17 protein-coding genes and 2 pseudogenes are annotated in these 22,764 nt (G+C 68.5%); 6 read left to right on the top strand and 13 right to left on the bottom strand.

What is annotated here, in order from left to right:
- Positions 1–100: 100 nt before the first annotated feature.
- The 3 genes and pseudogenes from SA87_RS03040 to SA87_RS03030 form a co-directional block, all read right to left on the bottom strand.
- Complete coding sequence (locus SA87_RS03040; protein ID WP_245637628.1) at positions 101–955, bottom strand: inositol monophosphatase family protein; 855 nt, start codon at positions 953–955, stop codon at positions 101–103.
- A 197-nt stretch (positions 956–1,152) separates the two neighbouring features.
- Positions 1,153–1,809: pseudogene (locus tag SA87_RS03035) on the bottom strand (uracil-DNA glycosylase); the annotation flags it as partial.
- A gap of 8 nt (positions 1,810–1,817) precedes the next feature.
- On the bottom strand, positions 1,818–2,924 hold the full coding sequence (locus SA87_RS03030; protein WP_082718070.1) for a M42 family metallopeptidase: 1,107 nt from the start codon (positions 2,922–2,924) through the stop codon (positions 1,818–1,820).
- A gap of 257 nt (positions 2,925–3,181) precedes the next feature.
- Between SA87_RS03030 and pdo the strand changes: the two genes are divergently transcribed.
- Entirely contained in the window at positions 3,182–3,841 is a 660-nt protein-coding gene (gene pdo, locus SA87_RS03025; protein ID WP_066199013.1) for a protein disulfide oxidoreductase, read from the top strand.
- A 152-nt stretch (positions 3,842–3,993) separates the two neighbouring features.
- On the opposite strand, the gene SA87_RS03020 is transcribed toward pdo, so the two are convergent.
- The 4 genes from SA87_RS03020 to SA87_RS13655 are packed head-to-tail and all read right to left on the bottom strand — an operon-like array spanning position 3,994 to position 7,735.
- Positions 3,994–4,215 carry a YqgQ family protein gene (locus SA87_RS03020; protein WP_066199010.1) on the bottom strand — a complete coding sequence of 74 codons (222 nt, stop codon included), beginning with the start codon at positions 4,213–4,215 and terminating at the stop codon, positions 3,994–3,996.
- On the bottom strand, positions 4,202–4,681 hold the full coding sequence (locus tag SA87_RS03015) for a response regulator (RefSeq protein WP_066199006.1): 480 nt from the start codon (positions 4,679–4,681) through the stop codon (positions 4,202–4,204). Before SA87_RS03015 ends, SA87_RS03020 begins: the two co-directional genes overlap by 14 nt.
- Entirely contained in the window at positions 4,650–6,674 is a 2,025-nt protein-coding gene (locus SA87_RS03010; RefSeq protein ID WP_066199004.1) for a sensor histidine kinase, read from the bottom strand. The genes SA87_RS03015 and SA87_RS03010 overlap by 32 nt, the downstream gene beginning before the upstream one ends.
- On the bottom strand, positions 6,671–7,735 hold the full coding sequence (locus SA87_RS13655) for a BMP family ABC transporter substrate-binding protein (RefSeq protein ID WP_066199001.1): 1,065 nt from the start codon (positions 7,733–7,735) through the stop codon (positions 6,671–6,673). Before SA87_RS13655 ends, SA87_RS03010 begins: the two co-directional genes overlap by 4 nt.
- A 61-nt stretch (positions 7,736–7,796) precedes the next feature.
- Between SA87_RS13655 and SA87_RS13900 the strand changes: the two genes are divergently transcribed.
- From SA87_RS13900 to queF, 5 genes are all read left to right on the top strand, one after another.
- Positions 7,797–8,861: a helix-turn-helix domain-containing protein gene (locus tag SA87_RS13900; protein ID WP_066198998.1), complete on the top strand. Its 1,065-nt coding sequence runs from the start codon at positions 7,797–7,799 to the stop codon at positions 8,859–8,861.
- Between the two features lie 67 nt (positions 8,862–8,928).
- Positions 8,929–10,056, top strand: coding sequence for an ABC transporter ATP-binding protein (locus SA87_RS02995; RefSeq protein WP_066198995.1), 1,128 nt, complete (start codon positions 8,929–8,931; stop codon positions 10,054–10,056).
- A 300-nt stretch (positions 10,057–10,356) separates the two neighbouring features.
- On the top strand, positions 10,357–12,309 hold the full coding sequence (locus SA87_RS02990; protein ID WP_082718293.1) for a heavy metal translocating P-type ATPase: 1,953 nt from the start codon (positions 10,357–10,359) through the stop codon (positions 12,307–12,309).
- A 346-nt stretch (positions 12,310–12,655) separates the two neighbouring features.
- A complete protein-coding gene (locus SA87_RS02985; RefSeq protein WP_245637627.1) occupies positions 12,656–13,273 on the top strand; it encodes a queuosine precursor transporter in 618 nt (205 codons plus the stop codon).
- Complete coding sequence (queF, locus tag SA87_RS02980; RefSeq protein WP_066198992.1) at positions 13,236–13,718, top strand: preQ(1) synthase; 483 nt, start codon at positions 13,236–13,238, stop codon at positions 13,716–13,718. Before SA87_RS02985 ends, queF begins: the two co-directional genes overlap by 38 nt.
- Before the next feature lie 115 nt (positions 13,719–13,833).
- On the opposite strand, the gene SA87_RS02975 is transcribed toward queF, so the two are convergent.
- The 6 genes and pseudogenes from SA87_RS02975 to SA87_RS02950 form a co-directional block, all read right to left on the bottom strand.
- Positions 13,834–14,502, bottom strand: coding sequence for a methyl-accepting chemotaxis protein (locus SA87_RS02975; RefSeq protein WP_066198988.1), 669 nt, complete (start codon positions 14,500–14,502; stop codon positions 13,834–13,836).
- An 11-nt stretch (positions 14,503–14,513) separates the two neighbouring features.
- Positions 14,514–15,347 (bottom strand): protoglobin domain-containing protein, encoded by an 834-nt coding sequence (locus SA87_RS02970; RefSeq protein ID WP_066198985.1) that lies wholly within the window; start codon positions 15,345–15,347, stop codon positions 14,514–14,516.
- A gap of 280 nt (positions 15,348–15,627) precedes the next feature.
- Complete coding sequence (locus tag SA87_RS14205) at positions 15,628–16,908, bottom strand: globin-coupled sensor protein (protein WP_169816893.1); 1,281 nt, start codon at positions 16,906–16,908, stop codon at positions 15,628–15,630.
- A 335-nt stretch (positions 16,909–17,243) separates the two neighbouring features.
- Complete coding sequence (locus tag SA87_RS02960) at positions 17,244–18,851, bottom strand: gamma-glutamyltransferase family protein (protein WP_066198981.1); 1,608 nt, start codon at positions 18,849–18,851, stop codon at positions 17,244–17,246.
- A 194-nt stretch (positions 18,852–19,045) separates the two neighbouring features.
- Positions 19,046–20,359, bottom strand: a pseudogene (locus SA87_RS02955) (class I SAM-dependent rRNA methyltransferase); the annotation flags it as partial.
- A 410-nt stretch (positions 20,360–20,769) separates the two neighbouring features.
- Entirely contained in the window at positions 20,770–21,759 is a 990-nt protein-coding gene (locus SA87_RS02950; protein ID WP_245637625.1) for a DUF1028 domain-containing protein, read from the bottom strand.
- Positions 21,760–22,764 lie beyond the last annotated feature (1,005 nt).

The raw sequence follows: 22,764 nt of genomic DNA, 5'->3' as shown, positions 1-22,764 counted from the left end.
CCGCCGCGACAATGCTTAATGTATCACGGCCCCCGGGAAAAATCAACCCTTCGGGTAATGTAATAATCACATATACCCCGGCGTTGTCCCCTTTCTCGCCTCAGCTGACTTCCTGCTGCGACCGCACCCACGGCCGGAGCACCTCGAGGATCGGCCCGACGAGGGACGGATGCGCGGCCAGAAAGCCGAGCTCCGGGCGCTTCAGCCCGACCGGCCGCCCGGCAAAGTCCACCACCGTCCCGCCCGCTTCCTCGACGATGAGCTTGGCCGCGGCAAAGTCCCACGGAGAGAGCGTCAGGCTCAAAAACGCATCGAGGCGCCCGGCGGCGACGTACGCCGCCTCCAGCGCCGCGGCGCCGAGCGAGCGGAGCCCCCGGGATCGCTCGGCGAGGCGCCAGACGGGTTCGACGAGGCCCGTCTGTCTCGCCCGGCGCACCCACGTGAGGCTCGTTCCGATCAGGCTTTCCGAAAGCCCTTTTGCGCCGTTCAGCCGGAGCGGACGGCCGTTTAAGGCGGCGCCGCCCCCGCGGACCGCCGTAAAGCGTTCTTCCCGCATCGGATCGTAGACGACGCCGACGAGCCCCTCGTCGCCGGCGTAGAGGGCGATCGATACGCAGAAATTCACCTTTTGATGGACGAAGTTCGTCGTCCCGTCGATCGGGTCGATCACCCAGCGCAGTCCGGCGGCTTCCGGCGACCCGGCCGCGTCGGTCCCTTCCTCGCCGAGGACGCCGTGGTCGGGATACGCTGCCCGGATGCGCCGGACGACGTGCGCTTCCACCGCCCGGTCGACTTCCGTCACGAGGTCGCTCGGGCCGCTCTTCGTCCCGATCTGAAGCGCCTCGCCCGCCTCCAGCTGAAGAAGCCGCTCCCGGATGAGCGCCCCCGCCTCTTCCGCCAGCGTGCGGGCAAAGGCGAGATACGCCTGAAGCGCCCCTTCCGTGATCATCCCCATCGTCTCCCTTCTCCGCCGACCGACCCGGCGCTCGGATGCGCGGCCGGACGCGCCCCGTCGCCGGAACCCAAACCGCCGGACGGCCCGCCGATCGCCTCTCCGCCGCCCGCCCCGTCCGGCCGGCGCGCCGCCGATCGGGCGGCCGGCGCCCCGCGCCCCGGGCGCTCCGGCGCTTCGTCCGCCTCCGGCGTCTCCGGCAGGCGCCAGTCGATCAGGCCCCGGCCGACCGCCTCGAGGAACTGGTTGGCTTTGGAAAACGGCCGCGAGCCGAAAAATCCCCGCGCCGCCGAAAGCGGGCTCGGATGCGGCGCCGTGAGCACGAGGTGGCCCGGATACGTGATGAGCGGCCGCTTCGCCTGGGCGTCCCGCCCCCAGAGAAAGAACACCGTCGGCACCGGCCGCGCCCCGAGGGCGGCGATCGCCGCGTCCGTCAGCTTTTCCCAGCCCTTTCCCCGGTGCGATCCCGGCTGCCCGGCACGGACCGTCAGCACCGCATTGAGAAGGAGCACCCCCTGCCGCGCCCAGTGGACGAGGTGGCCGTGCTTCGGCCGGGGAAGACCGAGGTCCGCCTCCAGCTCCTTAAATATGTTGGCCAGAGACGGCGGCACCTCCACCCCCGGCCGGACGGAAAAGGCGAGGCCGTGGGCCTGATTCGGCCCGGGGTAAGGATCCTGGCCGAGGATGACGACTTTCACCGACGCATACGGCGTATAGTGGAAGGCATTGTAGATATCATACATGTCGGGATAGACCGTCGTCGAGCGGTACTCCTCGATGAGAAAACGGCGGAGCGCCTGATAATACGGCTTTTCGAACTCCGGCCCGAGGACGTCGTGCCAGTCGTTTTTCAAAATCCGGCCCGTCACCCGACGATCGCCTCCAGCGTCGCCCGGTCGAGGCGGGAGACGGCCGCGATGAGAAGCCGCTTCGCCGCCCGATAGTCGTCGAGGTCGATGATCGCGACGGGGCCGTGAATGTAGCGGGCCGGGATGCCGATCACCGCCGAGGGCACGCCGATCCCCATCGTGTGCACCCGGCCGGCGTCGGTTCCGCCCCGGGAGACGAAAAACTGGTACGGAATCCCTTCCGCCTCGGCCAGGTCGAGGAGGTAATCGAGAAGCCGCCGGTGGGTGACCATCGTTCGGTCCATCACCCGCATGAGGACCCCGCCGCCGAGGCGGCCGAGGCCGCTTCCGCCGGGCATGTCGCCGGCCGGGCCGGCGTCGAGGGCGAAGAAAACGTCCGGGCGCACGAGGCGGGCGGCCGTCTCGGCCCCCCTGAGGCCGACCTCTTCCTGCACCGTCGCCCCGGCGACGACGGTATTCACCCGGGGTCGATCGCGAAGCGCCCGAAGGAGTTCGACGGCGAGCCCGACGCCGAAGCGATTGTCCCACGCCTTGGCCAGCACCCGCCGGCCGCTCCACGAGGGGGTGTAGACGCCGGGGAACACGACCGGGTCCCCGGGGCGAATGCCAAAAGCCCGGACGTCCTCCCGGGAGGCCGCGCCGACGTCGACGAACATCCGCTCGAGCTGCGGCGCCTCCCGCCGGGCCTCCTCCGACAGGCCGTGGGGCGGCGGCGCGCCGATCACCCCGGGAACGGCCCCGTTCCGGCCGAGGACGAACACCCGCTGCGCCAAGAGCACCGGCTCGTAAATGCCGCCGAGCGCCGTCACCTTGAGGAGGCCGTCGTCCGTCACCTCGGTCACCATAAGGGCCACCTCGTCGAGGTGCCCGGCGACCATCACCGTCGGGCCGCCTTCCGGTCCGTCCAGCACCCCGAAGAGGCTTCCGAGCCGATCCCGGATCATCCGGTCGGCCGCTCCGGCGAGGGCCGCCTCGACGACCCGGCGCACCTCGCCTTCAAACCCGGGCGCTCCCGGCGCTTCGATCAATTGCCGAAACAACGCTTCATCGTACGGCAAGCCGGGCACTGCACCCGGCCCGGCGCAAGGGGTCTGGTCGTTCATCGCCGGCCTCCGTTTCAAGTCGTCGTTGGCGTTTTTCGGCACCGCCTTCATTGTAGCACGCCGCGCCGCCGGGAGCATCCGTTCCGTCCGCGTCGAAACCGGGCCGGGTCGAAACAAAGCCGGGGGATGGAACGACCGAGCGCCCCTTGCGCTCTTCCCCCCTTGTGCTTCTGTGGAAAATATAGTACGATGGATTACGGTCCAAGGTATGCCGTTCGAAATCCCGGTTTCCACAACTCATTTGAGGAGTGAGATGGATGGGCATCATCGCCGAGAAGGACAAAGAGACGATCCGGGACTGGTTCGGCCAGATGACGAACCCGGTTCACGTCGTCTTTTTCTGGAGCGAAGCCGAGAACAAGGAATACGGCGAGGCGACGAAGCAAATCCTGGAAGAACTCGCGGAGCTCACCGACAAGCTCCATCTTCAGGTCTACCGGCTGGACGACCCCGCGTCCGGCGACGTCGCCGCCCGGTACGGCGTCGACAAGGCGCCGGCGATCGTCTTCACCCGGGAAGACGGCGAAGACACCGGCGTCCGCTTCTACGGCATCCCGTCGGGGTATGAATTTACGACGCTCATCGAAGACATCGTCGACCTCGGCAAGGGCACCCACGGCCTGTCGCCAAAGACGGTGGAGAAGCTCCTCGCCGAAGTCGACAAAGACGTTCACATCCAGGTCTTCGTCACCCCGACGTGCCCGTACTGCCCGCGGGCGGTCCGGATCGCGCACTTTATGGCCATGGTCCACCCGAAGATCCGCGCCGACATGGTCGAGGCGACCGAATTCCCCGAGCTCGCCAGCCAGTACAACGTCTACGGCGTGCCGAAGACCGTCATCAACGACGTCGAAGAACAGGAAGGCGCCGTCCCGGAGCAGGTCGTCCTGCAAAAGGTCCTCGCCGCCATCCGGTAAGCCGTCCGACGGATCCCGGGTCGGCCGACCGGCACTGCCGTCCGAAGGATCCCGGGTCGGCCGACCGGCACCGCCCTCCGCGCACCGCCGGTGCGCGGAGGGCGGTTTTTTGCCTTCGACCCCTTCCCTCCGACGCCAAAGAGCGCACGGCCTCACCGCTCCTCATCCCGGTCCGCGATGAGGTCCGCCTCCCGGCGCCGGAGCGCCTCGAGCGCCGCCCGAAGCGTCTCGCGGTCGATCAGGCCGGCCTGAAAAAGCTCCCGCAGCTCCTCCCGCATCAGTTCGATCTCCCCGAGGGGGTCGCCGGTGTAGAAGATCGCTCCGAACCGCCGGAGGAGCGCCCGGACGTCCGCGGCGGTCTCAAGGCGCCTCATCCCGAACCCTCCCGGCGGACGGCCCGGCCCCTTCGCCTCCTCCGGCCCCGGGTTCCGGGGCCTCGGCCGCCGGCCGGCCTTTTTCCGGGACGGTGATCCGGCCGGAGCGAAGGTGGCGGCTTACGGCGGCGACGAGCGTCCGGACGTCGATCGGCTTCGTCAGGTAGTCGTCAAAGCCGGCGGCGTACGCCTCCCGAATCTCCCGCTCGGTGGCGAAGGCCGACAGCGCCACGATCGGGACGCCGTCAAACGCCGGCGTCGACCGAAGCGCCCGAGCGATCGCGAGGCCGTCCATCTCGGGCAGGTGGATGTCGAGGAGGATGAGGTCGTACACCTCCGCCTCCAGGCGGGCGAGGGCCGTCTCCCCGTCCGGCGCCACCTCGACGGCGTGCCCTTCCGCCGCCAGCACGTCGCTGAACAGAAGCGCGTTCGTCTCATTGTCCTCGACGATGAGGATCCGCGCCACGGCCGTTCCCCCCTTCCCACTGCGTCTCGATCGCCCGGGCGATCGCCTCCACCTCCGGCGGCACGATCGCCTTCGCCCACCGAAGGAGGCGGGCCTTTTCCGCCAGCGTAAGCGGACGCCGCGTCGCGAGCACGACCCGGTGCCCCGCCTCGGCGAGCGCCCGCACCGGCCGGACGGCCGCCTCCGGATCCGCCGGCGCGCCGTCGGCCGGCCCCGCCACGGCGCCCCCGTCCCGGTCCAGGCCGAGAACGAACACCGCCGGCGCCTCCGCGGCCGCAGGCGAAAGAAGCGCCGCCGTCACCTCGACCGCATGGCCCGCCGCCTCGAACCGGCGGGCGAGCGCTTCGGCGACGAGCGGGGGGAGGCCGGCGAGGATGAGGCGCCTCCGCGGCGCCGGTCGGTCGGCCGACCGGGGCGCCTCCGGCGCCTTCCGCGGCGCCTCACACGGCCCCTCCGGCAAAACGACCGTAAAGCGGGATCCTTTGCCCGGCGCGCTTTCGACGGTAATCCGGCCGCCGTGGAGCTCCACCAGCCGCTTGGTGAGGCTTAAGCCGAGACCGGTTCCTTCGTACCGCCGGCCGATCGCCGGCTCTTCCTGGACAAACGGAAGAAAAATCCGCTCCAGCGCTTCCGGCCGGATGCCGATCCCCGTGTCGATCACGTCGACGGCAAGGGCGTCCCCTTCGTCCCGGACGACGACCGTCACCGAGCCGCCGGCCGGCGTGAATTTGACCGCGTTGGAAAGCAGGTTGAACATCACCTGTCGCATCCGCACCGGGTCGAAGCAAAAGCGCCTCCGGCGGGTGCTCAGCCGAAGCCCGAGGGTGACGCCGCCTTTTTCCGCCCGGGCCGTGACGACGTCGAGCGCCTCCCGGAAAAACGGCTCCAGCTCGACCTCCTCCCGGATGAGGTCCATCGCCCCCGCCTCCGCTTTGGAGAGGTCGAGGAGGTCGTTGATGAGCGCGAGGAGATGTCGGCCGCTCGAGAGGATCCGCCGGAGGTAGGCCTTTTGCTTCTCCGTGAGCGCTCCGGCCCGCTCGTCCAGGAGAAGCTCGGAAAACCCGATGATCCCGCCGAGGGGCGTCCGAAGCTCGTGGGAGATCATGGCGAGAAATTCCGATTTCGCCCGGTCGGCCGCCTTCGCCCGGGCGCTTTCTTCGGCGAGATAGGCGTTCGCCGTCCGAAGCGCTTCGACGAGCTGCCGGAGCCGCTCGCCCATGGCGTCGAAGGCGTCGGCCAGCACGCCGAACTCGTCCCGCCGGCCGAGACCGACCCGGACGTCGAAGGCGCCCTGTTCGAGCCGCGCCGCCGCCTCCCGGAGCCGGTCGACCGGCCGCTGGATCGTCCGAAAAAGGACGACGCCGGCGGCGACGGCGAGGATGAGCTGGGCGCTCCAGAGGACGGCGAGCGCCACCGCCGAGCGGCGGGCGTCGGCCGCCGTTTCGACGACGAGGCGCTGGATCTCCGCCTCCTTGTCCCGGCTGAACGCCTCCAGCCGAGCGAGGAGCTTCCTCGCCTCTTTCTCCGCATCCGTAAGCAGCGTCTTCCAGGCGTCTTCAAAGTTGCCGAGCTCGTAGACCGGGATGACCCGGTTTCGGAGGATAAAATCAAACGACCGCTGATCGTAAAAAAAAGCGACGAGCGCCGCCCGCTCGCTGCCCCGGGTCGCCGCAAAGAGCGCCCGCTCCAGGTCGTGCACCCGGGCCGCGGACGCTTCGAAGGCCTCCCGGTACGTCCGATCGCCGGTGGCGATGTAGCTCGTCACGTCGTGGAGGCGGGCGTAGACGGTGTTTTTGTACTCCATCTCCCAGAACCAGACGTGCTCCGCCTCCAGCACCCGATCGTACGCCTGCCAGACCTTGAGCGCCAGGACGACGGAGACGGCCGTCGACAAAAGCGCTCCGCTGGCCACGGTGCCGAGGGTGACGCCGAGTTTCCCCGCCAGGGGAAGATCGTACCAGCGGCGAAAAAGCCGCCGACCCCATCCCCTCACGACGCCCTCCGGCCCCCTGCGTCCAGGTCCGCCTCCGTGAGCTTTCCGGTCCGAAGCGCCTCATAAAGCCGCTCCACCGCTTCTGCCACCGGCTTCGGCACCATCGGCCCGAACCCCGAAAGCCGTTCGTAGCCGTTTTTGACGTCGAGCACCCGGCCCCTGAGCGCCTCGAGCGAGCCGTCCCTCGCCCGGAGGAAAATCTCGGTATAGAGCCGTCGGACGTCCTGGGTCACGCTCGTGATGACCGCGTTGCGGGCGATAAACGATTGATCTATGATGAAGCCGACCGCATAGCGACCGTGTCGCCGCGCGACGTCGATGACGTCGATGCTGAACCCGTCGCCGGCCGGAAAGAGGACGTCGGCCCCCTGCCGGATGAGGGCTTCCGCCGCCGCCCGCCCCGCCGGCCGGTCGCCCCAGCTCCCGACGGACCGGGCGAGGACGACCGCCTCCGGCCGCACGTACCGGGCGCCGGCCCGAAAACCGTCGACTTCCGGAAGATCCGGATAGGCGCTGACGATGCCGACGATCCCCGTGCGGGACATGAGCGCCGCCGCCGCGCCGGCGAGAATGCCCATCGTCCGGCCGGAAAAGTGGACCGACACGACGTTCGCCTCGGCGGCCGGGCCGTTGATCGAGACAAACTGCACGTCCGGATGGTGCGGCGCCGTCGCCTCGATCACCGGGCCGAAGACCGCTCCGTGGCCGATGAGGAGCGTCCGCCCCTCCGCGATGAAGCGTTCGAGGGCCGAGGCAATTTTTTCCGGCGTCGCGGCATTGTGAAACTCCACGAACGCCACATCGGCCCCGTAATGCCGCTCCAGCGCCTGAAGCGCGGCGTACGCTTCCGAGTCCCACCCCTGATCGTAAATCGCCCCTTCGATGAGGACGCCGACCCGCGGCGCCCGATCCGCCGGCCGCTTCGCCGAATCGCTTCCGCCGTCCGCCCGACGGTTCGCATCGCCAAGGAGGAACCCGGCGGCCCCCGCGAAAAGCCCCAGCGCGACCGCCGCCAGCGCCCAGAAGACCGTCCGACCGTTCGTCGATCCGCGTCTGAACATCCCGCCGCTCGCCTGCCTTGTTCATCATCCGGTCTTTATTGTAGCATGGGGGGCCGGCCCGTTGCGCGATTCGGACCATGAACTTCTGCACGACGCCGTTTTTACCCGCCCGGACGCCGCCGCGCCGGAGCGCCTGACAGCCGACCGTCGCGCCGGCGCCGGAGACGGTGCCCCTTCTTTCCGTCCTTCTGGGGCGGGCCGAACGCCGGACCGTCCGCCCCGCTGGGCGGCGGTCATCCGCCTGCCGGACCCGGGCACCCCGCCCGGATCGGCCGACCCCTTCGGCCGGCTGGCGGAAGTCGCGGAAGCATACGGCCTGCCCGGCCGTTGGACGGTGCTCTCGCCCCGGGAAGGGCGGTTTGTCTTTTCGGCGCCCTGGCTGGCCGGCGCCGGCGAGGCCGGCGAGGCCCTTCGGGGGCTCGTCGACGCCTGGACGCAGGAGGCCCATCTCCGGGTTTCCGTCGCCTTTGACGGCCCCGTCCTCTCTGGAGGTCCCGCCGGCACAAAAGCGGCGTTCGCCGCCGAAGCGAGCGACGTTTCTCGAGGGCCCTCGGCTTCCGGAAGCCGGCACGCCGCCGGGGACCCTATCGCCCTCGGGGCGGGCGAGGCGGAAGCCGTGCCGTGGCTTCGGGCCGCCGCCCGGCTCGTCGCTCCCGGAACGGCAGACCCCTGGCTCCGAAAGCTTCCCGACCTCCTCATCTCCGGCCTCGGCCCGGCGCCCGGCGCCGCGCCGAATGCCCCCGAGGAAAGGCGTCTTGGTCGGCGCGGCGAGGAGGCGCCGCCGGCGAAGGCCCGGTCGGCCGCCCGATCCGAGGAGAGAACGGCCTTGGACCTCGCCGCCGCCCTCCGGCGTCGGCCGCCGGCCGGCTGGCCGGACGAGCTCTGGGCGACCGTCCGGGCGCTTTGGGCCGAGCACCTGAGCGTCTCCCGGGCCGCCCGGCGCCTCGGCCTGCACCGGAACACCCTCCTCTACCGGATCGAGCGCATCCGGCAGTCGTCCGACCTCGACCCCCGGCGCTTCGACGACGCCGTCGCCCTTTTCTTCATCGATCGGCTCCTTTTCCCCGACCGGCCCTTCTCCCCGTTGTGCAGCCTGCCCATGGCTCGGGCCACCGATCGCCGGTAGAGTCAAAGGAGGCGGACGCCGCCCGAGGGGCCGGGCGAGCCGAATTCCAGGCGAAAGGAGCGGGAAGATGGCCAGCGTCGTCCTGAAAAACGTCACGAAGCGCTACCCGAACGGCTTCGTCGCGGTCAAAAACGTGAGCCTCACCGTCGAGGACGGTGAATTCGTCGTCCTCGTCGGCCCGTCCGGCTGCGGCAAGTCGACGACGCTCCGCATGATCGCGGGGCTCGAGGATATCACCGAAGGGGAGCTTTACATCGGGGATCGGCTCGTCAACGACGTCCCGCCGAAAGACCGGGACATCGCGATGGTGTTTCAAAACTACGCCCTCTACCCCCACATGACCGTCTATGACAACATGGCCTTCGGCCTGAAGCTTCGCAAAGTGCCGAAAGACGAAATCCGCCGCCGGGTCCACGAGGCGGCCCGCATTCTCGCCATCGAGCACCTCCTCGACCGAAAGCCCAAGGCCCTCTCCGGCGGCCAGCGGCAGCGGGTCGCCCTCGGCCGGGCGATCGTCCGGGAACCGCAAGTCTTCCTCATGGACGAGCCCTTGTCCAACCTCGACGCGAAGCTCCGGGTGCAGATGCGGGCGGAGATCATCAAGCTTCACGAACGGATCGGCGCGACGACGATCTACGTCACCCATGACCAGACCGAAGCGATGACGATGGGCGACCGGATCGTCGTCATGAAAGACGGCGTCATCCAGCAGGCGAGCACGCCCGAAGCGGTGTACCACCGGCCGGTCAACCTCTTCGTCGCCGGCTTCATCGGCTCCCCGGCGATGAACTTCCTCCGCGGGACGCTGGAAGACGCCGGCGGCATCCTCCGCTTCCGGGCGCCCAACCTTTCGCTCGCCGTGCCGGAGCCGGACGCCGCCGTCCTCCGGGAGCGGGGCTACGCCGGAAGACCGATCATCCTCGGCATCCGGCCCCAGGACATCGTCGATCGGGGACCGGAAGGGCTCACCTTCTCCGGCACCGTCACCGTCGTGGAGAACATGGGCTCGGAAAAGTACCTCTACATCGCCGTCGACGAGGCGACGGAAATCGTCGCCCGGGTCGACGCCTCGCTCCGGGTGACGCCCCACGAGCGGGTGACCCTCGGCTTCCACCCCGAAAAGCTCCACTTTTTCGACCCGGAGACGGAGCTCGCCGTCCGCCCCCCGGCCGAACGTTCGGCGACCGTCGCGTAGGCGATCGTCGCGTCAACGGCCGACGCCGCTCGCCTTCCCTCGATCGAGCGGCCGACCCGGGCGGCAACGCCAAACCGGCCATCGCTCCGTCCCCCAATCTCGTCCGCCTCCGCTTCAAACCACCGCCCCGCCCGTCTGCCTCCGATCGGCCTTCCGGCCGGTCGGAGGTTTTGTTCGTTCAGGGCCTTACTTTTTTACACTCCTCCACGCGGCGGTGGACCTTGCGTGGACAGAGACAAATTAATATAATTCTAATGTGGAATCCATCCTAAAGAAGATCCCCTCCCGGAGGTTTGGACGATGATCGAAGCGAAAGATCACGATTGGGCCGCCGGCTGCGCCTGCCGGCCGAAGGCCGAGGCGACCGATCGCGGCGCAGGGGGCCGGGCCGGATGGTGGGCGGCGTACGGCGAGCTCGTCCTCGCCCTCGGAAGCGGCGCCCTCACCGCCGCGGCCTGGGCGCTTCAAGCCTTCGGCGCCGGCGCCGAAGCGGTCGTGCCGCTTTTTCTCCTCGCCTACGCCGTCGGCGGCTATCACAAAGCGCGAGCGGGGCTTTCCCTCCTCTTCCATCAGAAAAAGCTCGGCGTCGACGTGCTCATGATCCTCGCCGCCGCCGCGGCGGCGGCCACCGGCTACTGGACGGAAGGGGCCGTCCTCATCTTCATCTTCGCCATGAGCGGCGCCCTCGAGACGATGACCCTCGCCCGAAGCCGCCGAGACCTCTCCCGGCTCCTTTCGCTCCAGCCGGAGACGGCGACGCGGCTCGTGGACGGCCGGGAAGAGATCGTCCCGATCGACGCCCTTGACGTCGACGACGTCGTCCTCGTCCGGCCCGGGGAGACGGTGCCGATCGACGGCGTCGTCCTCGAGGGCACCTCGAGCGTGAACCAGGCGGCGATCACCGGAGAGGCGGTCCCGGTGGACAAGGCGCCCGGCGATGCCGTCTACGCCGGGACGCAAAACACCCACGGCGCCCTCAAGATCCGCGTCACCCAGCGGGCGGAAGGGACGCTCTTTGCGAAGATCGTCCGGCTCGTCCGGGAAGCGGAAGAAAGCATGCCGCCGACCCAGCGGTTCATCGACCGGGTGGAAGGGGCCTACGTCTACGGCGTCCTCGCCGTGACGATCCTGCTCATCGTCGCGCTTCCGACCGTCTTTCACCTCAGCTGGACGGCCGCCCTTTACAAAGCGATCGTCTTTATGGTCGTCGCCTCGCCGTGTGCCGTCGTCGCTTCGATTACGCCGGCGATCCTCGCCGCCATGTCGAACGGCGCCCGAAACGGCCTGCTCTTAAAAGGCGGCGCGTATCTCGAGTCCCTCGGCCGGGCGAAGGTCGTCGCCTTCGACAAGACCGGCACGATCACCGCCGGCCGGCACGAGGTCACCGACGTCCTCGTCGCCGACGACGTCGACCGGCGGGAATGGCTGAGCCGGGTCGCCTCCGCCGAGCGCCTTTCGGAACACCCGATCGCCCGGGCGATCGTCGCCTACGCCGAGCGGGAGGGGGTGCCGCTTTTCGAGGTCGACAACCTGGAAGCCCACGCCGGCCTCGGCGTCACCGTCCGCCTGGGAGAGCGCGTCCTCAGGATCGGAAGCGTCGTCTGGATCGGGCTTCCGGACGACCACCCGTGGCGGGCGGCGATCCGGGATATGGAAAAAGAAGGAAAAACATTCGCCCTCGTCGAGGAAGACGGGCGCCCGACCGGCCTCATCGCCCTGCGAGACGTCATCCGGCCCGAAGCGAAAGAGGCGATCGCCGCCCTCCGGGCGATGGACGTCCGGGTCGCGATGCTCACCGGCGACCACCGGACGCCGGCGGAAGCGATCGCCCGGGAGGTCGGCATCGATCTCGTCTACGCCGAGCTCCTCCCGGACGACAAGGCCCGCATCGTCGACGAGCTCCGGAGGAAACACGGCACCGTCGTCATGGTGGGCGACGGCATCAACGATGCCCCGGCCCTCGCCCGGGCGACGGTCGGCGTGGCGATGGGCGCCGCCGGGAGCGACATCGCCCTCGAGACGGCCGACGTCGTGCTCATGAACGACCAGCTGGCCAAGCTCGTCCACGCCGTCCGGCTCGGCCGGCGGACGGAGCGGATCATCAAGCAAAACCTCACCTTCGCCGCCGGCGTGATCGTGCTCCTCATCGCGGTGAACTTCGGCGCCGCGCTTCCTCTTCCGCTCGGCGTCGTTGGCCACGAAGGTTCGACGATTCTGGTCATCTTAAACGCCCTCCGGCTCCTCCGCGGCTAGCCCGGCGACCGGAAGCGGCGGGGCCCGGCCGTCCTTGCGAACGCGTCGACCGCGTCCTCGCCACTCCGTCGGCCCGTCCGATCGGACGGGCGTTTTTTTCTCCGACGGACGCCCGGACGGCGCTTTTGCCTCGACCCGGAGACTGATACAATGAGGGACGACAATCGCATACCTGATCCGCCGGCCGGTGCCTTTTTCCGGCGGCGCCGAGGGCGCGTTCTCCGCGAAGGGCCTGCCGGCGGCGCGGTTGAAGCCAACCCGCGTTATCAAAACTTTCCCGGGAGGGGGATGCGCCATCCGTGAACCGTATCCGCTCGAGCCGCACGTCGGGCGTCTGAACACGCTGGTGGGCTTCTTCGTCGCCGTCGTCATCGTCGCCAACACGACGGCGTCGAAGATCGCCGACTTCGGCGTCACGTACGCGACGGTGGCGATCTTGTTTTATCCGATCAGCTTCGTCATCGCCGATACGATCGCCGAAGTGTGGGGCAAGCCCGCCGCCCGCCGGACGATCTGGACCGGCCTCGGCGTCAACTTCGCCGTCTCCGTCATGTACGCCATCGCGGTGCTCGTGCCGGCGGCACCGTTTTACGGCGACCAGGACGCCTATGCCCGCGTCCTCGGCGGCGTACCCCGGATCGCGCTGGCGTCGATGACGGCCTACGCCGTCTCGCAGCACCTCGACGTGACGATCTTCCTCACCTTACGGGCGCTCACCCGCGGGCGTCATCTGTGGCTTCGGAACAACGCGGCGATCCTCACGAGCCAGCTCATCGACACGACCCTCTTTACGTTCGTCGCTTTCTACGGGGTGTACCCGACCGCCGCCCTGTGGCAGATCATCGGCACCGAATACGCGATCAAGGCGACGCTCGCCGTCTTCGGCACGCCGTTTACGTATCTTCTCGTCGCCTGGGCCAGGAGGGATGACCGTGGACCCGTCGCCGTTCCGCGCGCTCGGTAAAAAGAGCGCCGTCCCCGCGACCTACGATCCGTCGGTCCTGGAGCGGTTCGAAAACGCCTTCCCCGATCGGGACATGTTCGTCAAGTTCAACGCGCCGGAGTTTACGACCCTCTGCCCGGTGACCGGCCAGCCGGATTTTGCCACGCTTTATATCTCGTACGTGCCGGACCGGTGGCTCGTCGAGAGCAAATCGCTCAAACTGTATCTCTTCAGCTTCCGGAACCACGGCGCCTTTCACGAATCGGTCGTGAACCTCATCCGGGACGATCTCGTCCGCCTGCTCGAGCCGAAGTACCTGGAGATCTGGGGCAAGTTCCTCCCCCGCGGCGGCCTGTCCATCGACCCGTACGTCAACTACGGCAAGCCGGGGACGCCCTGGGAAGAAGTGGCGAAAAAGCGCCTTTACGAGCACGACATGTACCCCGAAAAAGTCGACAACCGGTAACAGCACCCACGAAAAAAGCCCGGGACCGATTCCGGGCTTTTTTCGGCCGCTTTTTGCGGCCCCTCGAACGGCTTCGGCGGCGGACCGGCGCCTTTTTCGGGCGCTCGCCTGCCGATCATCGCCGGTCGGCGAGCGAAGGGGCCGCTTCGGAGCGAAAGGCGCCCGAGGAAGACGGCGCCGGACGGGAAGGCGCCGACGTTTCTTCTTCGCCCGTCTGAAGCGAGCCGGCCAGCTCGCTCAGCCGTTCGCCGAGGACGGCGACCTGTTCCATCGTGCGGCTCAAGTCGTCCGCCATCGTCTTCAGGTTCGTCATCGCCGCCTCGACATCGGCCGACGCCGCCTTTTGCTTTTCGGCGACGTCGACGATCTGACCGAACGCCGATGCCGTCGTCCGCAGGCTTTCGGCGAGCTCGACGAAGACGGCTTCCGACTTTTGGGCGGCCTCGTCCATCGCGGCGGAAAGGGCCTTGGTCTTTTCGATCATCGCCCGCACTTCGCCGAGGGACTGCTTCGTCTGTTCGGCGAGCTTCCGCACTTCGCCGGCGACGACGGCAAAGCCCCGGCCCGCCTCTCCCGCCCGGGCCGCCTCGATGGCGGCATTGAGGGCAAGGAGGTTCGTCTGCTCGGCGACGTTGCGGACGATCGCCACGACTTCATCGATGCGCCGGGAAAGGTCGACCAGCGCTTCCGTCCGGTCGCGGAGAGCGGCCAACGTCATGTGCATGCTTTCCAGACGCCCGGCGTTTTCCTCGATCGCCCGCCGGCCAAAACCGGATTGTTCCAAGGCGCGGCCGCTTAACGTCGCCGTCTCCTCGCTTTTTTCCAGGCGATCGCCTGGGCTTCGGCCAACGTTCGCATGGCCGCGTTCGCCTCTTCGGCGCTTGCCGCAAGCTCGTGGGCCACGTCGAACAGCTCGGCCGCGAGGGCTTCCCGCCGGGCCGCTTCCGCCTGCTCGGCCGCCCGCCGGCGGCCGGCGTTGTAGAGGGTGAGCACCACCTGCATCTCAAAGTTAAAGAGCCGATCGAGCGCCTGAATCAAGGCGGCGACCTCGTCCGAGCCGATGTCCCGCCGCCGGCGCAAGGCGTCGGAAAAGGCGTCTTTCAAAATCTGAAACGACCCGACATACCACCGCGTCGACAGCCCGACCCGAATGTGCGCTTCGGCCACCCGCTCCCGCCGTTCGATGTAGGCCCGGTCGAAGTCGCCGGTGAACATCGCCTCGAGATGCCGCCGAAGCGTCTCTTTGCGGAGGCCGATGCCCCCCGACGGGACCAAGAGAGCCTCGAGCGCCGGGACCGTCTGCAAGACGGCGTAAAAGCGGTCCACCACCTCGGGAACGATGGCGACGAGCACCGGCCGCCACCGGTCGATCCGGCCGAGATCGCGAGGCGAAAGGCCGATGAATTCAACGTTCACCCGCCACGGATCGTCGTCCGGAAGGCGAAAACGCGACGACGGAGCCGGCTCGTCGGCGGGCCGGGGATCGACATCCCCCCGGGCGGCCGGCGGCCGGGATGCCGCCGCCTCTCCCTCGAACGCCGGCGATGGATGGAGGCTTCCGCGAACCCCTTCCCACCACGCGCGCGCCCGCTTGCGCCAGGCGTCGAGCGCCTGAAACCTTCGCTCCAATCCCTGTCCCTCCATTCCGGGAACGTCCCGGAGCTCTGACGCGCTACCAGGCGGAACCGGTCCGTTTTTCCTAGGAATCCTTTCCTTGATCGAGGGATTCGACAGGAGACGAGGTTTTCCTTCGCTTCCCGTTCCGAAGACCGCCCCGTCGCTTCGCCTGTGCGCCCTTCTTCAGGGCCGAACCTCGGGCCGAACGTCGATGCTTCATCGCCTCGAGCCCCCGAATGCGGATGCCGACCGGCTTTCGCTCCCGCCCCCGGGCGATCGAACAGGGCCGGCGCTACGCGCCGGTGAGCTGTCGGGCCGTCTCGTTCAGCCGCTCCGCCTCCGCGGCGACGCCGCCGGACGCCTGGGCAATGTCCTCGAGCATCGCTTCAAACCGCCGGAGCGTCGCCTCGAGCTCCGTCGTCCGGGCCGACTGCTTGTCCGCCCGATCGGCGAGGTCTTTTAAGTCGTCGGCGACCGATCGCAGGCTCGCATCGCCGTCGGTGATGCGGCTGGCGGTCGCCTTCGTGAGCGACTGCATCGCGGCGATGTGCGCCTTCGTCGTCTCGATGAGCTCGGTGACGCTCGCAAGCTGCGCCTTCGTCTGCTCGGCGAGCTTTTTGATCTCTCCGGCGACGACGCTAAAACCCCGCCCGGATTCCCCGGCCCGGGCCGCTTCGATGGCGGCATTGAGCGCGAGAAGATTCGTCTGCTCGGCGACGCCGCGGATGAGCTGGACGACGCCGTCGATCCGCTCGGAGATGGACATCAGTTCATTGGCCCGGTCGGCGAGGTCGCCGAAGGCTTCTGCCGCCGCCTGAAGGTGCCGCCCGTGGGCCTCCAGCGCTTCCACGCCGCCCCGGGCGTGCCCGGCAACGAGGGTGCCGAGCGCCGCCGTCTCCTCCCCGACGGCCAGGAGGTTCGCCCCTTCTTCCTTGAGCGCCTGGAGAGAAGCGCTCGTCTCTTCGGCGAGGGCGAGGAGATGCTCCGAAAGCTCGTTCAGCCGTTCGGCGATCGCCCGCTTCTCGCGGAGCGTCGCTTCCTGCACGGTCTCCCGGTCCCGGTCGTAGCGTTCGATGACGAGCTGCATCTCGAGGTTGAACAGCTTGGCAAACGCCAGCGTTGCCCGATCGGCTTCGGCCGCTTCCCGAGCGGGATCGCCCGCCAGCGCCGCCTGGATTTCGCTCAGCAACACTTGAAACGAAGCCAGATACCACGGGCTCGGAAGACCGATCCGGACGTGCGCCTGGGCGATCGCCTGACGGCGGGCGAGATAGGCGTCGTCGATCACGCCGGCGAGCATCTCTTCCAGGTGCCGGTGGAGCGTCCGCTTGAGCGCGTCCACCCCCCGGTGGGTTTCGATGATCCGGCGAAGCTCCGGCACCGCCAGGAGGCGATCGTAGAACGCCTCGACGATCGCCGGAAGCTTCGGTCGAATCCGGGGTGCCGCCGCCCGGACGGCGGCGAGGTCGGCCTCCCCCAGGCCGATCAGCTGAAGCCGCATCCGCACCGTCTCATCCGCAATCCGGATGCCTTCGCCTCCGTCCCGGTCGCCCCGGCGTTCCGGATCCCCCACCCGTTCGGACCGGGCGGAAGCGCGGTCGGCCGAAGGCCGGGCCCCGGTTATCCTCACGAGGTGCCGAAAAAAACGCCGATCGAGCAACGCGATATCCCCCTCGTGCTTCGGACTTCCCCGTTTCGACAGGGACTTCTCAAGAAGATTTCTCAAAAAGGATATCGGTCGATCGGCAACGGACCGTTAGGCCGGGACCGCGGCGCGGGCACCGCCAACGCCGGGGCGAAGACATCGAGCGCAAGCGACCCGATCCGCCGCGCGGCGACGGCGTCAGGTCGGAGCCCCGCCGACGCGATTCCCGCGGCCGGAACGGGCTTCGTTGGCCCAGCGTCCCTCTACCACGCGGCGACGGCGCCGTCTGCCCGCGGCTCGGCGGCGCCGACGAGGACGCCGTCCGGCTGCCGGAGGATGATCTCCCCCCGGCCGAACGCCGCCGGCCCGACCGCCCAGCGGACATCGTGCCCCCGCCGCTCGAGGGCGTGGACGACCGCCGGCGGAAAGCCCTCTTCAAACTCGACGGTCCGCCCTTCGACCCACCGCCAGCGGGGCGCATCGAGGGCCGCCTGAGGGTTCAGGGCAAAATCGACGAGGTGCATCACCACCTGCAGGTGCCCCTGCGGCTGCATGAACCCGCCCATCACGCCGAACGGCCCGAGCGGCCGATCGCCGACGACAAGAAACCCCGGGATGATCGTGTGATACGGCCGCTTCCCCGGCGCCAGGACGTTCGGATGATCCGGCTCCAGGCAAAAGCCGAGCCCCCGGTTGTGAAGGGCGATCCCCGTCCCCGGGACGACGAGGCCGGAGCCGAACCCCATGTAATTGCTCTGGATGAACGAGACCATCGTCCCGTCGCCGTCCGCCGCCGCGAGGTACACCGTCCCGCCGGCCGGAAGCCGCCCCGGCGCCGGATCGAGCGCCCGGTCGCCGATCGCCCGGCGCCGCTTCCTTACGTAAGCGTCGGAAAGCAGGGCGGCGACGGGGACGTCGGCGACCCGGGGATCGGCGATCCGGGCCAGGCCGTCGGAAAAAGCGAGCTTGAGCGCCTCGATCGCCCGGTGGACGGTTTCCACGTCCTCCCGCCCCGGAAGGGCAAGCCCGTCCAGAAGGCGAAGGGCAAGAAGCGTCACCAGCCCCTGACCGTTCGGCGGGAGCTCCCAGACGTCGATCCCCCGGTACGAAACCCGGATCGGCTCAACCCACTCCGGCCGAAACGCGGCGAGGTCCTCGCCGCGGAGGAACCCGCCCGTTTCCCGGGAAAAGCGGTCGATCGCCTCCGCAATCGAGCCGCGGTAAAACGCCTCCGCCTGCGTTTCGGCGATCGCCTGAAGCGTCCGGGCGTGGTCCGGAAAGCGGACGACCTCCCCGGCCGCCGGCGCCCGGCCGGCCGGGGCAAACGTCTCAAACCACGGCCGAAAGAGCGGCCCCTCGAGCCGGCGGCGGTACGCTTCGACCGCCCGGGCCCAGTGTTCGGCGACGACCGGCGAGACGGGAAAGCCCGCCTCGGCGTATTCGATCGCCGGCTCGAGCAATTTCGAAAACGGAAGCCGACCGAACCGCGCCGACAGGGCCGCCCACGCCGCCGGCGCGCCGGGGACCGTCACCGGCGCCCAGCCGGTCTCGGACATCGCCCCGTAGCCGGCCTTCCGAAGCGCCTCCGGCGTAAGCCGCCCGGGCGCCGGGCCGCTGGCATTGAGGCCGTACAGCCGGCCTTCGTGCCAGACGAGGGCGAAGGCATCGCCGCCGATGCCGTTTGACGTCGGTTCGAGCACCGTAAGCGCCGCCGCGGTCGCGACGGCGGCGTCGACGGCGTTCCCGCCCTGAAGGAGCATCCGGAGCCCGGCCTGCGCCGCGAGCGGCTGACTCGTGGCGACCATGCCGCGCCGGGCGTAGACGACCGTCCGGCGTGACGGATACGGGTAAAAATGCGGATCGAAGCGCATCCCCCATCCCTCCTGCCGCTTTTTGCCGCCCAAGGACCGCCCGACGAACGGCCGTCCGGACCGCCGCCGGCCGTCCGGACCGCCGCCGAAGCGAGATGCCGCCTCAGAAAAGGACCGGCGCCGCCCGCCGGACGATCATGCGCCCGCCGGCCGCCTCACCGCGACGTCCGGCTTCGTCCGCCGGGCGACCGGCTTCATTCGGACCCGCCCCCTTCGTCTCCTTCGCCGTCCCCCGCCCGGACCGCCCCGGTTCCGATCCGTTCCTCCCGCCGTTGGCCGACCGGACTTTTGCCCCGGCTCGGGCGCCGCCCCCGGCTTCGCACCTCGAAGATGCCGAACTTCAGATAGTCTTCTTCCGGCGCGGCGAGAAGGGCCGGGTGATCGGCGGCGGCGGTCCGAAAGGCGATGCGCCGGAGGATTTTGCGGCTGTCGAAGGCCGCCTCGGAGATCACGCCGAGAAACCGCTCCCGGTCGACGAACGCCGAGCACGACGCCGTGACGAGAAAGCCGCCTTCCCGGAGGAGGCGCATCGCCCGGAGGTTGATCTCCTTATAGCCCCGGATGGCGCCCTCGAGCGCCTGGCGACTTTTGGCAAAGGCCGGCGGATCGAGGATGACGACGTCGAACCGGGCGCCGGAGTCTTCCAGCTCCCTGAGCACGTCAAAGCAGTTCCCGACGCGAAACTCGATCCGGTCCAGTAGGCCGTTCCGCTCGGCATTCTCCCGGGCCAGGGCGATCGCCTCTTCGGAGGCATCCACCGCCAGCACCCGCCGGGCGCCGTAGTGGGCGGCGTGGACGGCAAAGGCGCCCGTGTGGCTGAAACAGTCGAGCACCTCCGCCCCCGCCGCACCGTCCGGTCCCCAGCCTTTTATGAGCGGCTTTAAGGCGGCGCGGTTTTCCCGCTGGTCGTAAAAGTAGCCGGTCTTCTGCCCGCGGAAGACGTCCACCCGGAAGACGAGGCCGTGCTCCCGGACCTCCACCGCTTCCGGCGCTTCGCCGTAGAGGAGGCCCACCTCCTGCGGAAGGCCTTCTTTTTCCCGCACCGGAACGTCGTTCCGGAGCACGACGGCTCGCGGGCGGAACGCCGCCACAAGCGCCTCCCGGATCCAGTCCCGCCGGACGTCCATGCCGTAAGAAAGCATCTGCACGACGAGGACGTCGCCGAAACGATCGACGATCAGCCCCGGGAGAAAGTCCGCCTCGCCGAACACCATCCGCCCGAAAGCGGGGTCGTCCAAAAACCGCTCCCGGTGGCGGCGGGCGGCTTCGATCCGCCGGCGGAAAAAGTCGGCATCGATCCGCTCCGCGGGGTCGTACGTGAGCACGCGGACGAAGATCTGCGACGCCGGGTGAACAAACCCCCGGGCGAGAAACACCCCCTGAGGGTTGACGACATCGACGACGTCCCCCGGGGCGACCTCGCCCTCCGTCCGGAGCACTTCCGTGCGATACACCCACGGATGGCCGGCTTCCAAGCGCCTTTTCCGCGTCGGCGAGAGAACGACCCGTCCCCGGACCGCCGTCCGGGGGTCGCCGGAAGTTCGGGGATCGCCGGAAGTTCGGAGATCGCCGGATACGAGACCATAAGCCTCTGAAGCCGCTGAGGCAAAAGCGCGGAGATCGTCGGACGATCGCATCGATAATGCTCCCTTGTGATTCAGGATTTTACCTCCGGGCGTTCGGCCGGCGCCTGAGGCTCCCCGACCGACGTCCCGTGCGCTACGGTTGCGCCGCCCGCGACACGGCCGGCGCCTCGTGCTTTACGGCCGAGCCGTCTGTGTTACGGCCGGCGCCTCGCGCGTTCCGGTTGCGCCGTCCGCGACACGGCCGGCGTGCGGAAAGCTCCGGCCGGATCCGGCGTCCATCGCCGGGCCAACCGGCCACCCGCCCGGCCCGCCGGGGCGCCGGCCCCTGCCCGTTAGCGGGCCGCCCGCTCCCGGAGATAGGCGAGCACCGCCCGGTCGATTTTCCCTTCCGGCGGAAGCCGCATCTCAAAGTTTTCCCGGAGGTGAAACGCCTGAAGCGCCGCCCGGAACGCCGCCTCCGTGACGGCCGCCGGATCGACCGGCGCCTCCGGAGCGTCGCCGGGGGAAGGGACACCGGCGCCGAGCCTTCGCCCGGACCCGACCGCTTCTTCTGCGCCGCCTTCTCCTCCGGCGCCGCCCGGCCGCGCCGTCCCGGAATCTTCCCGGCTCGGAAGATACCCGAGGCGCGCAAGGGCCCGAACGAGCTCCGTCCGAAGGGCCGCATCGATCGTCACGAAGTCTTCCGCCCCCGGCCGCTGAAAAACCAGCCGGTGCAGGCGAAGAAGCCGCTCGAGTTCCCGCACCGGCTCCGGATGATCGTCGACCCTAAGGTCGAGGTACCGGTCCGAAAGGCCGTCATAGCCGCCGCCCGGGCGCTCGACGACGAGCGCCGCCGACTGCTTCCCCCGGGCGTCGCCGCCGGCCGCTTCGCCGGCCCAAAGCGCCCGCAGCAGCCGTTCCGCGAGCTCCCCGTCGGTCCGCTCGAACGCCGCGGCCATCCGCTCAATGACCTCCGGTCCGGTGAGAATGTTGCCCTGCACCGCATAGTGCCGCCCCGTCCGGCCGCCGGCCCACGGCGTGCACGCCTCCCCGGTGTACGTCGCCGCGCCGCCCCGGACGTCGACGAGGCCGACCTGCCGCACCGCCCGCCGCTCATCTCCGGCGACGAGGGCCGCCAGCGCTTCTTCCGCCGACTTCCCCTCGGCGATGAGCCGGAGTCCCTCCGGCCCGTACTGCGGGTTCGCCCACGCCTGCGTCGCCACCGCCCCGACGCCGGCTTTGACCCACGGCACGACGCTCCCGACGGCGAGAAACTTCGACGCCACCGCCACGCCGACATCGCCGGTCGCCGGGTCGTAGGCCACGATGGAAAAAGTGGCCACCGGCGCCGGCGCGATTCGGTTTGCCCTTTGCGACAAACGGGACCCTCCTTTCGGTTCCTTCACGACGCAAAGCGAACGCCCGTGTCGCGAAGCGATCGCCCGAGACGCAAAGCGAACGGCCGCGACGCGGGGCAATCGCCAATGTTGATGATACGGCCAAACCTCCGCTCCAGCATGGAACCGACCGTGGCGCGCTCCGTGTTGAAAGCGGCTTTGAGCGTCCCGTCGATTTGCGCCTGATCATCGTCCCATGAAATCCCGGTCCTCCCTCACGACGACGGCGCTCCCCTCCTGCCGAAACGCCCTAGCAATCGCGGCCCCCAGCCCCGGCCGGCCCCTGTGACGAACACAACGCGCCGTTCCATCCCCAGCGACATCCGCTCACGCTCCTTTCTGTTTCCGATGTTCCACAATCGATGCGCGCTCGGTTCAGCTGCGTCCATTATAAACCACGATCGAAGGAAACCACCGATCGAAACGCCGTTCAAAACCGTTCAACACGATGATTGATCATGAAATATCGATCATGAAATCCAAGAGGTTATCGAAATTAAGATTTATAATGATGTTATTTATGCAATATAGAGGTTTATGATGAGGAAAAAATTTAATATTGACAAGCCCGAGTAGTATTTGATAAAAGTTTATTAAACTAAACGCCCGATTCGGGCGTGCAATGGCTCTCCATGCTTCAGCAAAGCGCCCCGTGCAAAGGAGGAAAGCTGAACAAATGCGCGCACAGGGGGGTAAGAACTCGCATATCGGAAAAGGACTCTTAAGCCCTTCAAAAAGCGAAAGATTAATCGAAGTGCGAGAAAGGAGGGGGAAACTTTACGTTCGGCCGATTTATTTCGAGAAAAACATCCCCAAAGCCCCGCGATCAAGTCCAGTATCATGTGTAAATTGCCCTCTTCGGCGAATGAAAGGACAGGTCACTCAGGCATTCACAACGTGCAGCATGGCCGGCTCAGTGGATTTCTGTTGTTCCTTCTTCCACTGCCAATA

Source organism: Hydrogenibacillus schlegelii, from assembly GCF_001653195.1.
Taxonomy (GTDB): domain Bacteria; phylum Bacillota; class Bacilli; order Thermicanales; family DSM-22653; genus Hydrogenibacillus; species Hydrogenibacillus schlegelii.
This window is presented reverse-complemented; position numbering and strand designations above follow the sequence as displayed.